This window comes from Pseudonocardia sp. CA-107938 (genome assembly GCF_050936315.1).
In the GTDB taxonomy this organism is placed as follows: domain Bacteria; phylum Actinomycetota; class Actinomycetes; order Mycobacteriales; family Pseudonocardiaceae; genus Pseudonocardia.
Genome location: NZ_JBNJNA010000001.1, coordinates 1981557 through 1995060 on the forward strand (window position 1 = coordinate 1981557; position 13504 = coordinate 1995060).

The 13504-nt window shown below is 71.6% G+C and carries 16 protein-coding genes; 12 read left to right on the plus strand and 4 right to left on the minus strand.

Features of this window, described 5'->3' with window-relative positions; all coding sequences use genetic code 11:
- Positions 1 to 21: 21 nt before the first annotated feature.
- Complete coding sequence (locus tag ACQEVB_RS09845; RefSeq protein ID WP_432967819.1) at positions 22 to 1449, minus strand: hypothetical protein; 1428 nt, start codon at positions 1447 to 1449, stop codon at positions 22 to 24.
- Positions 1450 to 2032: 583 nt separating this feature from the next.
- Here ACQEVB_RS09845 and ACQEVB_RS09850 point away from each other — a divergent pair.
- Positions 2033 to 2236, plus strand: a complete 204-nt coding sequence (locus ACQEVB_RS09850) for a cold-shock protein (RefSeq protein WP_432967822.1) — start codon at positions 2033 to 2035, stop codon at positions 2234 to 2236.
- Positions 2237 to 2298: 62 nt separating this feature from the next.
- On the opposite strand, the gene ACQEVB_RS09855 is transcribed toward ACQEVB_RS09850, so the two are convergent.
- Complete coding sequence (locus ACQEVB_RS09855) at positions 2299 to 3192, minus strand: NAD-dependent epimerase/dehydratase family protein (protein WP_432967825.1); 894 nt, start codon at positions 3190 to 3192, stop codon at positions 2299 to 2301.
- A 317-nt stretch (positions 3193 to 3509) separates the two neighbouring features.
- Between ACQEVB_RS09855 and ACQEVB_RS09860 the strand changes: the two genes are divergently transcribed.
- From ACQEVB_RS09860 to ACQEVB_RS09875, 4 genes are all read left to right on the plus strand, one after another.
- Positions 3510 to 4031, plus strand: coding sequence for a bifunctional DNA primase/polymerase (locus ACQEVB_RS09860; RefSeq protein ID WP_432967829.1), 522 nt, complete (start codon positions 3510 to 3512; stop codon positions 4029 to 4031).
- Positions 4032 to 4308: 277 nt separating this feature from the next.
- A complete protein-coding gene (locus tag ACQEVB_RS09865; protein WP_432980273.1) occupies positions 4309 to 5562 on the plus strand; it encodes a DUF445 domain-containing protein in 1254 nt (417 codons plus the stop codon).
- Between the two features lie 276 nt (positions 5563 to 5838).
- Entirely contained in the window at positions 5839 to 6426 is a 588-nt protein-coding gene (locus ACQEVB_RS09870) for a DUF6879 family protein (RefSeq protein WP_432967832.1), read from the plus strand.
- Positions 6423 to 7283 (plus strand): helix-turn-helix domain-containing protein, encoded by an 861-nt coding sequence (locus tag ACQEVB_RS09875; RefSeq protein WP_432967835.1) that lies wholly within the window; start codon positions 6423 to 6425, stop codon positions 7281 to 7283. The genes ACQEVB_RS09870 and ACQEVB_RS09875 overlap by 4 nt, the downstream gene beginning before the upstream one ends.
- 297 nt (positions 7284 to 7580) lie before the next feature.
- On the opposite strand, the gene crcB is transcribed toward ACQEVB_RS09875, so the two are convergent.
- The gene (crcB, locus tag ACQEVB_RS09880) at positions 7581 to 7943 is read right to left on the minus strand and encodes a fluoride efflux transporter CrcB (RefSeq protein WP_432967838.1); all 363 of its coding nucleotides are present in this window, start codon (positions 7941 to 7943) and stop codon (positions 7581 to 7583) included.
- Positions 7940 to 8359: a fluoride efflux transporter FluC gene (locus ACQEVB_RS09885; RefSeq protein WP_432967841.1), complete on the minus strand. Its 420-nt coding sequence runs from the start codon at positions 8357 to 8359 to the stop codon at positions 7940 to 7942. The genes crcB and ACQEVB_RS09885 overlap by 4 nt, the downstream gene beginning before the upstream one ends.
- A gap of 122 nt (positions 8360 to 8481) precedes the next feature.
- Here ACQEVB_RS09885 and ACQEVB_RS09890 point away from each other — a divergent pair, with 122 nt between their 5' ends.
- From ACQEVB_RS09890 to ACQEVB_RS09920, 7 genes are all read left to right on the plus strand, one after another.
- Positions 8482 to 8991, plus strand: coding sequence for a helix-turn-helix domain-containing protein (locus tag ACQEVB_RS09890; RefSeq protein WP_432967844.1), 510 nt, complete (start codon positions 8482 to 8484; stop codon positions 8989 to 8991).
- A 5-nt stretch (positions 8992 to 8996) separates the two neighbouring features.
- A complete protein-coding gene (locus ACQEVB_RS09895; protein WP_432967847.1) occupies positions 8997 to 9746 on the plus strand; it encodes a hypothetical protein in 750 nt (249 codons plus the stop codon).
- A 136-nt stretch (positions 9747 to 9882) separates the two neighbouring features.
- Entirely contained in the window at positions 9883 to 10191 is a 309-nt protein-coding gene (locus ACQEVB_RS09900; RefSeq protein WP_432967850.1) for a DUF2516 family protein, read from the plus strand.
- Positions 10188 to 10745, plus strand: coding sequence for a YbaK/EbsC family protein (locus ACQEVB_RS09905; RefSeq protein WP_432967853.1), 558 nt, complete (start codon positions 10188 to 10190; stop codon positions 10743 to 10745). The genes ACQEVB_RS09900 and ACQEVB_RS09905 overlap by 4 nt, the downstream gene beginning before the upstream one ends.
- Before the next feature lie 36 nt (positions 10746 to 10781).
- Positions 10782 to 11735, plus strand: coding sequence for a HipA domain-containing protein (locus ACQEVB_RS09910; protein WP_432967856.1), 954 nt, complete (start codon positions 10782 to 10784; stop codon positions 11733 to 11735).
- Entirely contained in the window at positions 11725 to 12504 is a 780-nt protein-coding gene (locus ACQEVB_RS09915) for a hypothetical protein (RefSeq protein ID WP_432967859.1), read from the plus strand. Before ACQEVB_RS09910 ends, ACQEVB_RS09915 begins: the two co-directional genes overlap by 11 nt.
- An 85-nt stretch (positions 12505 to 12589) precedes the next feature.
- Entirely contained in the window at positions 12590 to 13354 is a 765-nt protein-coding gene (locus ACQEVB_RS09920) for a maleylpyruvate isomerase family mycothiol-dependent enzyme (protein WP_432967862.1), read from the plus strand.
- The last annotated feature ends 150 nt before the right edge of the window (positions 13355 to 13504 follow it).

Sequence of the window (13504 nt, forward strand, 5' to 3'; positions counted from 1 at the left end):
CGCGGGCCCCGGCCGTCCTCGTCAGGAACCCGGCGCCGGTGGGATCGCCGGTGCCGCGGGTACCTGCGGTGCGGCGGGCAGCCCGGACGGGACGTCCGGCACCGGCGCGGAGAGGGCCCCGACCGGCGGCAGGCCGGGCGCGGGCGGTGCGCAGTCGCCCGGACCCGCCTTCGCGTCGTCCGCGGCGCCGGCGGCGGGCGCGGCCGGGTCCGCGGCAGGCGCCCCAGGTGCAGCGGGCGCCGCCGGCGCGGCGGGTGCCGCAGGTGCCCCGGCGGCTGCCGGGTCCGGCGCTGCGCCCGCGCCGGGAAGAGCCGCCGGCAGCCCCGGGGCGCACGGCAACGGCGGGAGGCCGGGTGCAGCCGGAACCCCCGGCAACGCGGGCGCTGCGGGCACGGCCGGAGCACCGGGCACGGCCGGAGCCCCGCTGGGCAGTGCGGCTGCGGGGGCAGCCGCCGGATCTGCGGCCGGGTCGATCGGCTCCGCCGCGACCGGGCCCGCAGCGGGGTCACCCGCCGCCGGCTGCTGACCAGCCGCAGGTGCGGGCTTGGCAGGCAGCTCGCCGGCGGCAGGCAGCGCAGGCGCGGCGGGCAGGGCAGCCCCGACGGCAGGAGCCGCGGGCAGCTCTCCCGGTGCGGCCGGCACTGCAGGAGCGCCGGGCAGGGCAGGGGCGCCGGGCAGGGCAGGAGTGCCGGGCAGGGCAGGGGCGGCCGGCAGGTCACCGGCAGCGGGCAGGGCTGGGGTGGCCGGCAGGTCACCGGCGGCGGGCAGGGCTGGGGTGGCCGGCAGGGCAGGGGCGGCGGGCAGGTCACCGGCAGCGGGCAGGGCAGGGGCGGCCGGCAGAGCCGGGTCCGCCGCGGGCAGAGCAGGGGCTGCGGCCGGCAGCGCTCCTGCGGCACCCGGCAGAGCGGCGCCGGCGTCGGGCGGAGTCGGGACGGGCACCGGGGCGGCGGCGTCGAGCCGGCTCGCGGCGTCCTGCGGGACAGCGGCAGCCGGCAGGCCCGGCAGCGCCGGTGCGCCGGGCAGGCCCGGGAGCCCGCCGGGGACGGGGAGCCCGCCGGGCAGCGGGAGTCCGCCCGGAACGGGGAGGCCACCGGGGATCGGCAGACCACCCGGGACCGGCAGGTCGGGCAGACCAGGGAGGCCGGGCAGTCCGCCGGCGGCCGCGCCGGCGGCGGCCGGCTTGTCGCCCAGACCGGGCAGGGAGATGGGCAGCAGGCCGGTCAGGACGCCGGGCAGCAGCCCGTTGATGGCGCCGAGCAGGCCGCCGAGCAGGCCAGCGAGCGGGCCGCCGTCGCCGCCCAGCCCAGGGACGGCGGCCGGTAGCGCCGGTGCCGGCACCGGAAGTGGTGGCAGCGGTTCCTGCGCGTAGGCCGTCGACGCCGACGCGACGGTGATCAATGCCCCCGCCGACACGGCGGCGATGGAGCGAGTCAGTCTTCGACCCCGCATCGGAGCCTCCCTGATGTGTTCGGACGGTGTGCGCCGGAGATCATGCGACCCCGTACGGCGGGGCACCAGGGCCGGCAGGTGGCAGCGAATGCGCAGGTGAGAGGCTTTTCGTGACGGTGCGTGCTGATCATGCAGATCGTCACCGCGACGGGTGACCGTCGAACGAGGGGCCGGCGATGATCGCTCACCCGGCCGAACCCGATCCACTCGACCGGTGCTGGGCCATCGGCGCTAATGATCACCCGTCGGCATGGCGAATGGTTAGTCGTACCCGTCCGTGTCGACTCGTGACCATCTGTGCCCGTGTCGCGGCCACATCGTCACCGATGGTCACAGTGGTTGACTTCCGCCTCACCGGTCACAGTGACGAAGATCCGGCTGGCCAAGCGTGGCGCGCAGATCCCGTGATAGGTTCGCTCCCGGTTGCAGTACCTAGTTTTCCTCGATCGTTGTGAAGCGTCCGTGGAGAGTGACGGTGGGCTTCACGGACGTACGAGGACACCCTCCGCGCGGCCCGTGTACCCGTTGCAACCCCTTGTCGGCGCAGTGCCGTCAGGGTCGGATTCACGTAGGAGAAACACGCATGCCGCAGGGCACCGTCAAGTGGTTCAACGCCGAGAAGGGCTTCGGCTTCATCGCCACCGACGACAATGGTCCGGACGTCTTCGTCCACTACTCGGCGATCCAGAGCGACGGCTTCCGCACGCTCGAGGAGAACCAGCGCGTCGAGTTCGAGGCGAGCCAGGGCGCCAAGGGTCCGCAGGCCGACACGGTCCGCCCCGTCTGACGTAGCACACCGATCGAAGCCGGCGGCCCCTCGGGGCTCGCCGGCTTCGTCGTGTTCCGGGCCTATCCGCACCAGGCCGCGGTCAGCGCGATGCCGTCGTCCACCCCGCGCGGGGCGAACCCGAGGCCGCGTGCGCCGGCGTCGTCCACGTGCACCGGCGGGAACTTCCCGTAGACCTCTGAACGCCGCGCGAAGGTGTTCGCGTCCGGTCCCAGCGACGAACCCGGCGGCAGCAGCGCGACCCGCTGCCCGCCCACCGCGTCGGCGTAGGCGTGCAGCACGCGGCCCACCCGCGCGACCTCGCCGCACAGCACGTAGCGGCGCCCCGGCTCCCCGCCGTCCAGCGCCAGGACGTGCCCGCGGGCGGCGTCCTCGGCGAGCACCCACGCCATCGGGGCGTCGACGACCGCGGGTACCTCGCCGGCCGCCGCCGCGCGGAACAGCCCGTTGTACGACTCCGGCCCGCGCGGGCTCGGCCCGTAGATGCTGGCGGGGCTGACGACGACCGCCTCGATGCCGTCCGCGGCGAGCACCAGCTCCTCGGCCGCGATCTTGCTGGTCGAGTACGGGTCCGTGAGCGCGGGCGGCGCCACGGGCTCCTCGGCCACCAGCCCGGTCGCGTCCATGATCGCGGCACCGGTGCTGGTGTGGACGAAGCGCCGCGCGCCGGCGGACCTCGCAGCGTCCAGCACGGTGCGCGCACCGTCGACGTTCGCGTGGTGGATCTCCTCCGGTGTGCCGCCGACGGTCGCCGCGAGGTGCAGCACCGCCTCGCAGCCTGCGGTCGCGCGCGCCAGCGAGTCCGGGTCGAACACATCGCCGACGACGACCTCGACTCCCGCCGGCAGCACCCGCCGGGCCCGGTCCTCGTCGCGTGCCAGCACTCGCACGTCGCGACCCTCGTCGGCCAGCACCGCCACCACGACGCTGCCCAGGTATCCCGTCCCACCGGTCACGAGAAGCACCCGTCCTTCCTACACGCGCTACCGCTGAAGTGATCACAGAACGGACACGATCGATTGCCGCTTGTCGACGACGGCTCCTCGACGACCGGTTCCTCATCGATCGGAGTAGCCGCCCGTCCCCCTCCGCCTGGCCGATCGCCGGGCGCCGAACGGACGGGCGGCGTTCCGATGATCGTCACGATCCATTCGTCTCGAAGCCCGGCTCGGTCGCCGCCAGAGGGGTCCCGCTACCGCACCGCGCGGGGCATCCTCGTGTTGCACCTCACAGGAAGTGGGCGTGCAAACGTGTTTGAAACGGAGATGAGCAGATGTCGGGCTGGGACAGCTACCGCGCGGTGTACGGCGCGGAGCTGCGCGCGGCGGCGCGGGAGATCAGCGACCACGGGTGGCCCGTGGTCGAGCTCGACGGAGCCACCGTGGCCGTCGTGACGGGAACCGTGCTCGACTTCCTGGAGGTACCGGCGACGCTGGGCCGCCTGGTCTGCGCGCGCCTGCGGGCCGACGGGCTGGTCGTTCCGGTCGCCGCCACGCCGACGGGCGCCTGGTACTACCCGGTGGCCAGCGGGGCGGAGCTGCCCCTCGAGCTGGCCACGCTCCGCGGCGTCACCCTCCACACCGGCGGCGCCACGGTGCTGATGCCGCCCTCCACCGTCCCCGACGGGTGGGTGCACTGGCGGGTCTCTCCCGCGCTGAGCGGGTACGTCGTGCCCGACGCAGAGCCCCTCCTGCGCGCCGCCGTCGCTGCCGCGCGCGAAGCTGCCGACAGCATGATCACGAGCCCGGGTGCCCAGCGGCCCGCTGGCATGGTCGTCGTCGGAATGCGGTCATGAACGACCGCTGACCGGCGCCCCCGGGCGTCCGCTCCGCTGCAGCGATCGATCTGGTCGCGCCGGAGCCCGGGGCAGCGCCGGTGGTGCGGCGCCCGAGCGGAGGTCTCCCGCAGACCCCTCGACGCGCAGCCGCACCACGAACGTGGCCGGGGCCGGTGGAACACCATCGGCTCCGGCCATCGCCACATACGGGCACTATGGATCCGTGCACCCTTCACAACCCACCGAGCGACCCCGGACCCGTCCGGGCCTCGCCGTGGGGCTGGGCGTCGGCCGGATGGACGCCGCGGCGAAAGCCGCCGACCTGCGCCACATGAAGCGTCTGGCCACGGGCCTGCTCCTGATCGCGACCGTCGTCTTCCTCGTCTTCCGCTGGTGGGAGGTCAACGGCGGACCGGTGATCGTCGGGTACGTGCGCGCGATGGCCGAGGCCGGCATGGTGGGCGCGCTCGCCGACTGGTTCGCGGTCACCGCACTGTTCCGGCACCCCCTCGGCCTGCCGATCCCGCACACCGCGATCATCCCGACGAAGAAGGACGTCATCGGCAACAGCCTCGGCGACTTCGTCGGCGAGAACTTCCTCGCCGAGAACGTGGTGCGCGACAAGCTCGCCACCGTCCAGGCGTCCGCCCGGGTCGGTGACTGGCTGCGCCAGGAGGCCAACGCCGACCGGATCACCGCCGAGCTGGCCAACGTCGCCAAGGGCGTCGTCACCGTGCTGCGCGACGAGGACGTGCAGGAAGTGCTCGAACAGGTGCTGGTGCGCAAGCTCGTCGAGCGGCCGATCGGCCCGCCGCTGGGCACCGTGCTCGAAGGCGTGCTCGCCGACGGGGCGCACCACCGCCTCGTCGACCTGTTCTGCGACCGCGCCTACGACTGGGTCACCGCCAACCACGACATGGTGCTGAGGGTCGTGCACGACCGGGCGCCGTCGTGGTCGCCGCGGTTCGTCGACGACCTCGTCGCCGACCGGGTGTTCCTGGAGATCCAGACGTTCGCGTGGTCGGTGAAGACCGATCCCGAGCACCCGATGCGCAAGGCCGTCGACCGGTTCCTCGAGGAGTTCGCCGCCGACCTCCAGCACGACGACGACACCATGGCCCGCGCCGAACGGGTCAAGCAGCAGATCATCGCCCACCCGAACGTGCAGAAGTTCATCGGCCAGGCCTGGGGCACCGTCAAGGGCATCATCCTCGACGCGGCCGCCGACCCGTCCAGCGCGCTGCGGCTCCGCATCCGCGACGGCCTCCTCAGCTTCGGCTCCCGCCTCGCCACCGACGAGGAACTGCGCGCCAAGCTCGACGGCTGGCTCGCCGACGCCGCCGGCTACGTCGTCCGCCACTACCGCCGCGAGATCACCACCCTCATCACCGACACCGTCGAGCGCTGGGACGCCGAGGAGACCAGCCGCAAGGTCGAACTGCAGGTCGGCCGCGACCTCCAGTTCATCCGCATCAACGGCACGGTCGTCGGCTCCCTGGCCGGACTCGTCATCTACGCGGTGGGACAGCTGCTCACACTCAGTGCTTGACCAGCTACCCGGGTATCCGTCACGCTATGTGGGTCGGATTGGCCAGGCGTAGAGGGGCGGGCTCATGCGGGTGCTGGCGAAGGATGAGCAGTCGAAGGGTGAGAACGGGTGCGACCGAATCCTCGATCCGGACGGCCCAGATCTGTTGATCCAACTGCGACCCGCGGCGTCGGCGGACCACATCGCCATGACTCCGAACTGCGTTCCCGAGGGCGAGATCCTTGGGCGCATCTCTCGGGCGGTGTTCCTCGACGCGGCTCGCCAACTCGGTCTCCGATGATCCCGATCGACTTGGCTCGACTGAACCAGCTCTACGACGGGATCTCGCGCCGTTCCCTCCGAATGGAGACTCGGCAGACCTATGCCGTGCCTTGGGAGGATGAGGACATGGCCGCGTGGCGCAACGGTGAGCCGGAGCCGCCGCACGGGGAGTCCTACCGCGAACACCTTGAATCGGTGCGTCAAAGGGTCGCATCCGGTCGGCGCCCGCAGCGGGTCAGGTTCGTCGAGCTGCCGATGACGGAGTACACGGCCCAGGAGTTCGCCTGGGGATACCCGAACAACACGGCAGCCGGCGAGGAGATCAACGTCATCGACCGGGCCGAGCATCCCGAGTTCGACTCCTACGTGGAGGACTTCGTCGTTTTCGACGATGCCGGCGTCATGTACTACCGGTACGCCGACGACGACAGACTGCTCGGCTACGAGTTCAGCGACGACCCTGCGGTGGTTGCCGAGCATGTGCGGCTCGCCGAAGCGGCATGGGCGGCGTCGATCCCGTTTGCGGAGTGGGAGCGCCGGCACGGGCGGCCGGTGCAGCCGGCCCCTCCCAGCCAGGCAGGAGATGCTAGACAGCTGTCGTGACCTCCCCGTTCGGTACCGCCCGGCAGCGCACCCTCGGTGCGCTGCTGCGGCGGCTACGCAAGCAGGCCGGTTTGTCGGGTACGGCACTGGCCAAGCAGCTTGCCGTCTCGCAGTCACACCTGTCCCGGGTCGAGCTGGGTGCGGCCGCGGCGACCCGCGAGCTGGTCGCGTCGTGGCTGGACGTCACTGGTGCCAGCACCGCCGACCGGACCACGGTGACCGAGCTGTCCGAACGCGTGGCTGCCGAGTTCGGAACCTGGCGCGAGGCGCTCGCGGGCGGATTGGCGAAGGTCCAGCGCGAGTACGCGACCGCCGGAGCGGCAGCGACGACCTTCATGACGTTCGTGCCCGGGCTCGTTCCTGGCCTGTTGCAGACCCCAGAGTACGCGTACCAGCTGATGGCCCGTGACAACGATCCCGATCTGGACATCGCCGAAGCAGTTGCGGCGCGGATGCAGCGGCAGTCGATCCTGACTGACCGCTCCAAGCAGCTGCGTTTCGTGATCGCGGAGACCGCGCTGCTATGGCGGATGGGGCCGGCGGGTGTCATGGCTGCTCAGCTCGACCGGCTCGCTTCGCTCGCCGCTGACCCACGTCTCGATGTCCGAGTGTTGCCGTTCGCCAACACCGGGCCCATCTGGCACGACCACGGCTTCACCATCTACGCCGATCGCGCCGACGGCGAACCGGACCTCGTGAACATCGAGCTGCTCACCGGCCCCATGAACGTGCGTGACCCCGACCAGGTGCGCCAGTACCGCGAGGCGTACGAGCGGCTGGCCGCGCTGTCGGTGGGTGGCGGCGACGCGGTCGACCTGATCCTGCGCATCAAGCGGGAGTCTTACCCAGATTCTTGACTAACTTCCTGGGTAAACTGGATACTCGCTGGGTGGATATCACCCCGCGCTCTCTGGAGTCCGCGTCACCCGTCGCCCTGCAGCTGCTCCCGCACGTGCACGCGTGGCGGCAGTTGCTGCGCGAGCACGTCGATGACGGCACGCGGCACTGCGCGGGTTGCCGTTCGCAGGTCAGCCCGCGGACCTGGTGGCCGTGCACGCTGCACGCGATCGCCGCCGAGGCGGCTGCGCTGGCCGGCGAGGGCGGGGGTGGAAAAACTGTCGGAGGCGGTAGTTAGTGTTGGGACGTGCAGCGATTCATCTCCCGACCGCCACCCCGGCCGCGAGGCCCAGGGCGGCCGCGACCGACCCGACCAGCACAGAACCGATCGCGTTGACGGTCGCGGCGCGGCGGTTCCCGCTGCGCGCGAGGGCGACGGTGTCCTGAGCGAGGGTCGACCACGTGGTGAACGCCCCGCAGAACCCGGTGCCCAGCAGCGCTGCCACAGGCGGCGGCGCTGCGGATCCGACCACGATGCCCAGCACGAACGAGCCCAGCACGTTCACCACGAGGATGCCGCGCGGGAACACCCCATCGTGGCGGGACTGCACGTAGCGGTCCAGCAGGTAGCGCAGCGGCGCACCCGCGGCCGCGCCGAGAGCCACCCAGAGCGCCGTCATCGACGGCCCACCAGCCAGGCGCCGATCGCGGCCGCCCCGATCGCGGTCCCGGCCGTGGCGACGACGTAGAGCACGCCGATCGCGATGTGCGGCGACGGACCGAGCAGCAGCCCGTCGGCGTCGGCGGCGAACGTCGAGAACGTGGTGAACCCGCCGAGAACGCCGGTGCCGAGGAACGGTCGCGCGAGGGGGTGGACGTCCGGTCGCCGGGCGAGCGCGGTGGCGAGCGCGCCCATCAGCAGGCAGCCGAGGACGTTCACGAGGAACGTGGTGAGCGGGAACGCGCCGGGTGCCGTCGGGAGTGCGACGCCGGCCCCGTAGCGGCCCAGCGCCCCCAGCACGCCCCCCGCGGCCACCGCGGCGACGATCGCCGCCTGCGGTGTCGACGGGGTTCCGCCGTGCGCGCGCGATGCCACGCGCACAACCTCCCACAGGCCCGATCGGGTGTGGTGGAGGCCACGCCACCTGCGCAAGCACTGTGCTTGCAATAGCTAGCGCTCGTGGTTAACGTGGTTGGCACCAAGGACGGAGGTGAGAGATGACGGAGCCGGGCAAGGCGTCGAAGCTCTCCCAGCAGAAGGTCGAGAAGGCCGGCGAACGCGTCGGTCAGGCCGTCGAGCAGGTGGGCCAGGTCGTCGAGCAGGCCGGGCAGGTCGTCGGTGACATCGGTCGCGACATCAGTCGTGACATCGGCGGCTACATCCGCGCCCAGCGCGAGCACGCCCAGGTGTCGATGCGCGAGCTCGCCCGCACGGCCGGGGTGAGCAACCCGTACCTCAGCCAGATCGAGCGCGGCCTGCGCAAGCCGTCGGCCGAGATCCTGCAGCAGATCGCGAAGGGGCTGCGGATCTCCGCGGAGGCCCTGTACGTCCGGGCCGGGATCCTCGACGAGAAGCCCGCCAGCGCCGTGACCGACGCGGTGCTTGCCGACCCCTCTCTCACCGAGCGCCAGAAGCAGGTGCTCCTCGACGTCTACCAGTCCTTCCGCCGGGAGAACGGTGACGTCCCGTCCACCCCCACCACCGAACAGCACGCCACAGAGGAGTGATCACCATGGCCGTTTCGCTGCCCACCGCCGCTGACGTCCGCAAGGTCCGTGAGACCGCCCGCAAGAACGCTGCCGAGCGCGCCGAGCTCGTCCGCACCCCGGCACTGGCCGTGCTCGGTGCCGCCGACGCCGCCGTCGCCGCCGTGACCAAGGCCGTCGCCGAGGCCCGGGCCCGCGCCACCGCGCAGGCCGAGGAGGCGCAGACCCGCCTGTCCGGCGCGCAGACCCGCCTCGCGGAGCTGCCGCAGAAGCTGAACGCCGACGAGCTGCGCAAGAGCATCGAGGAGTTCCGCGCCCAGGCCGAGAAGTCCTACAGCGAGTTCGCCGCCCGCGGCGAGCAGGCCTTCGGCCGCCTCCGCAAGCAGCCGCAGGTCAAGCAGGCGTTCGACACCATCGAGTCGGTCACCGACCGGTTCGAGGCCCGCGTCGACGCGCTGGTCGACGACGCGCACGACGCCGCCGAGAAGGCGCTGTCGACCGTGAGCACGCAGACCCGGTCCACGGGCGAGCGGGTGGCCCAGGCCGCCCAGCGCTTCACCGGCCAGGCCTCCACCGCCATCTCGAAGGCCACCAAGGAGGCGTCGGAGACCGTCGCCGAGCTGGGCGCCGAGGCTGCGCAGGAGGTCACCGAGGCTGGTGCCGAGGTCGCCAAGGAGACCCGCAGCACCACCCGTCGGGCGGCCAACCGCACCGCGCCGAAGACCGAGGCGAAGGCCCCGGCCGCGCGCACCCGCAAGACCACCACCACGAAGTAAGCGTTCGCTCCCGCAGTACCGCAGCGCCCCCGAGGACTCCCGTGCCTCGGGGGCGCTGCCATGTTCCTGGGGGCGGCCGTCCGGTTCGTCCGGTGGCGGGGGTGTGCGAGTTCGCGCCGCAACGTAGGCTGGGGTGGTGAGCTGGCTTTCCCACCTCGACAGATGGATCCTCCTGGGGATCTGGCTGCTCGCCATTCCGGTGGGCGGCTACGCCTTCGTCCACGCGCTCCTGCAGCGGGCCGACGCCTTCACCGCCGCCGACAAGCTGACCAAGCCGGCCTGGCTGGGCATCACCGGTGCCAGCCTCGCCATGCTCGTCCTGTTCGAGGGCCCGCGCAGCAGCGGGCTCATGTTCTGGATCGCGGCACTGGTCGCGGTGCTCGTCTACATCGTCGACGTCCGCCCGGCGCTCATCACCGTCCAGGGCGGTGGCCAGCGCTGGTGAGCACTCCCCGCTGGGCGGTGCTCGGCACGCTCGTCGCCGCGCCCGCGCTCGACCGCCCCGACCTCCTCGGTGTCCCCGTCGCCGCCGCGCTGAAGGGCTTCGACCCGGCCGACGCCGCACTCGTCGGCGTCGCGGCGATCGACCCCGACCTCGCCGACACCGCTGCGTTCTGCGAGGCGTACGCGTCGCCGCTCGCGGGCTCGGCCAACTGCGTCGTCGTCGCCGGCAAGCGCGGCGGCGAGGTCCGCTACGCCGCCTGCCTGGTGCTCGCCACCACCCGCGCCGACGTCAACGGGTTCGTCCGCAAGCACCTCGACGTGCGCAAGGCGTCCTTCGCGCCGATGGACGACGCCTGCGAACGCACCGGCATGGAGTACGGCGGCATCACCCCGATCGGCCTGCCCGAGGGCTGGCCCATCCTGGTCGACGCGGCCGTGGCCGCGGCCCCGGAGGTCGTCATCGGCAGCGGCATCCGCGGCTCCAAGCTGGCGCTGCCCGGTGAGCTGGCCGCCCGCCTGCCCGGCGCCGAGGTCGTCGAGGGCCTCGGACGCTGAGCTGGAACCGTCGGTGCGTGCTTCTACGCTGCGGTCGTGGCTCCCGGCGCCTTTCCCGTGCTCGATGTCTCCGACTGGGAGCTGATCGAGAACGAGGTCCTGGGCCAGAACCCCAAGGTGTGGCTCCGGGCACCTGGAGGCACAACGGACAGGCAGGACGACTGGTTGTTCAAGCCAGTAGTGACCCCGCCGTCGACGGGTATCACGCAAGGCGAGGATTGGTCGGAGAAGATCGTCAGCGAGTTGGCGGTACTGCTGGGGGTGCCGTGCGCAGAGGTGCAGCTCGCTCAACGACAGGGTGAACGCGGTCTGATCTCTCGGAACGTCGTGCCAGCGGGTTGGATCCGTATCCTGGGGTCAGACCTCCTGCGCGCAAGGGAGCCGTCCTACGTCGGTGCGTACCTTGACGGCAGAGGGGTTGAGGTACGGCCCAAGGGACGGCCGGGGCACAGCCCGCAGAAGATCGCGCGCGTTCTCGAAGGGTGCGGCCCTCCGAGCGGGAGCGACGAGCTCGGCAGTGCGGTGGCGGTCTTCGCTGGCTTCCTCGTGCTCGACGCCTGGGTGGCGAATCAGGACCGCCACGACCAGAATTGGGCCGTTCTGCGATCTGCAGACATGTCGATGCAGATGCGGCTGGCTCCGTCCTACGATCACGCGAGCAGTCTCGGGTTCAACCTGCGGGACCAGCAGCGCATCGACTGGTCGAACAGGGGACTATCGGGGTTCGTGCGGAGGGCTCGAGCCGGGAGGTTCGAGCACGACCCGTCCGTGCCTACGTCTCGGCGACCGACGCTGGTCGACGTGGCACGAGAGATGCTCGAGCTCGCTGGACGTCAGGTTGAGACCGTCTGGATGGACCGACTCCGCCGGATCGAACGATCCGACGTGGAGTCCGTTGTGGCGAGGATCCCGGAATTGTCGGTCGTCACCGCTACCTTCGTGGCTGAGATACTCGATCTGAACCGGGGGAGGCTGCTCGATGAGTGTTGACGAACTCCCGAGTTCGCTCCGACCGGCGTCGCTGAGCGACTGGGACGCCGGTCGCTCGATGGGGCGTCTCATCGTGGCCTGGCAGCACCCCACGCTTCGTCTGATCTCACCTGTCGGTGTCCTCGAGCACGGGCCTACCGGCTACCGCTTCCGGTATCTGCGTAGAGCACGTGAGCTGGCGGGGTTCCAGCCGTTCCTCGACTTCCCTGCATGGCACGGGGACTACCGCGACGAGCGCCTGTTCCCGCTCTTCGCCCAGCGGATCATGAGTCCGAGGCGCCCCGACTTCCGGCACTTCCTCGATCAGCTGGACCTGTCCCCGGATGCGTCGCCGTGGGAGCAGTTGGCTCGGTCTGGTGGCCGCAGCGAAGGCGATACCTTGCAGGTCTTTCCGGCTCCGGTCGTCGAAGCCGACGGATCGACGGCGTGCATGTTCCTGGTGAGCGGCATTCGCTACTGCAACGGCGGAGTCTTGCCCCATCTTGCAGTGGGAGATCGCCTCGAGTTGCGGGACGAACCCGGCAACAGCGCGAATCCCGAGGCGCTCCATGTCTGCGTCGCGGGCCAGCCGATCGGCTGGATCCCGGACCTGATGATCGATTACGTTCGCACCTCGCGACGGTCCGGTCCTGTGCTCCTCACCGTCGTCCACGTGAACGGGTCGGACGCGCCAGCGCATCTGAGAGTGCTGGTCCGACTGGAAGGCACGGTCCCGCCGGGCTACCAGCCGATGGCCGGTCCTGGTTGGGAGACATTCGTCATCGACTGACCCGTTCGCTGGGAGCCTGGGTTGGGACTCGGCGCCGTAGTGGGTTGCGGGAAGTCTGTTGACGAGCATGTTGTTGGCTTGTGACGTGGCTTCCCATCCCGCTGTCCTCGCCCTGCGCCGCTCCCACGACGCCCTGGCTGCGCTCGTCCCGACCCTGACCCCCGAGCAGCTCGTCGGCCCGGCCTACCCCACCGAGTGGACGGTGGCCGCGACGCTCTCCCACATCGGGTCCGGCGCGGTCATCGGGCTGCTGGGCCTGGACGCCGTACTGGCCGGCGCGCCGGCGCCCGACCGCGCGCAGTACAGCGCCGTGTGGGACGAGTGGAACGCGAAGGACCCGCAGAGCCAGGCCGATGAGGCCGTCGCTGCCGACGGAAAGCTGACCGAGGCGTGGGCCGGCGTCGACGCCGACCGCCTGCCGGAGCTGTCGTTCGCCCTCGGCCCGATGCAGGTCGACGGCGTGACGATGCTGCGCTTGCGGCTCAGCGAGGTCGCGTTGCACAGCTGGGACGTCGCCGTGGCCGTCGATCCGACCGCGGCCGTCGAGCAGGCGGCTGTGGACCAGATCGTCGACAACCTGGCGCAGATCGCCGGCTGGTCCGGGGTGCCCGTCGCCGGATCGCCGGAGGTCGTCGTCGAGACCACCGACCCGGAGCGCCGGTTCGTCATCGCCGTCGGCGAGGCCGTGACGCTGCGGCCGGCCATCGTCGGGGACGGCCCGGCGACGCTCGCGCTGCCGGCAGAGGCGTTCGTCCGCCTCGTCTACGGCCGGCTCGACGCCGAGCACACCCCGACCGGCGTGGCGGGCGAGGAGCTGGAGCGGCTGCGGAAGGTCTTCCGCGGGTTCTGACAGCTCTGCGCTCGACGTCACACACAAAGTGCGGTCCTCACACACGTTGCAGCATGTGTGAGGACCGCACTCGCTGTGTGACGCGGGGTGGACGCTTCGCGTCCTGAGTCGGCCGCGCTCAAGGTTCCTGCGTTCACTCCTAGCGGAACG

What these genes read in the sequence shown, in the direction of transcription:
- crcB (WP_432967838.1), bottom strand. Translation starts at nt 7,943, where the DNA reads ATGACGGCGCTCTGGGTGGCTCTCGGCGCGGCCGCGGGTGCGCCGCTG.
- ACQEVB_RS09895 (WP_432967847.1), top strand. Translation starts at nt 8,997, where the DNA reads ATGGCCGTTTCGCTGCCCACCGCCGCTGACGTCCGCAAGGTCCGTGAG.
- ACQEVB_RS09860 (WP_432967829.1), top strand. Translation starts at nt 3,510, where the DNA reads ATGTCGGGCTGGGACAGCTACCGCGCGGTGTACGGCGCGGAGCTGCGC.
- ACQEVB_RS09890 (WP_432967844.1), top strand. Translation starts at nt 8,482, where the DNA reads ATGACGGAGCCGGGCAAGGCGTCGAAGCTCTCCCAGCAGAAGGTCGAG.
- ACQEVB_RS09865 (WP_432980273.1), top strand. Translation starts at nt 4,309, where the DNA reads ATGGACGCCGCGGCGAAAGCCGCCGACCTGCGCCACATGAAGCGTCTG.
- ACQEVB_RS09850 (WP_432967822.1), top strand. Translation starts at nt 2,033, where the DNA reads ATGCCGCAGGGCACCGTCAAGTGGTTCAACGCCGAGAAGGGCTTCGGC.
- ACQEVB_RS09845 (WP_432967819.1), bottom strand. Translation starts at nt 1,449, where the DNA reads ATGCGGGGTCGAAGACTGACTCGCTCCATCGCCGCCGTGTCGGCGGGG.
- ACQEVB_RS09870 (WP_432967832.1), top strand. Translation starts at nt 5,839, where the DNA reads ATGATCCCGATCGACTTGGCTCGACTGAACCAGCTCTACGACGGGATC.
- ACQEVB_RS09915 (WP_432967859.1), top strand. Translation starts at nt 11,725, where the DNA reads ATGAGTGTTGACGAACTCCCGAGTTCGCTCCGACCGGCGTCGCTGAGC.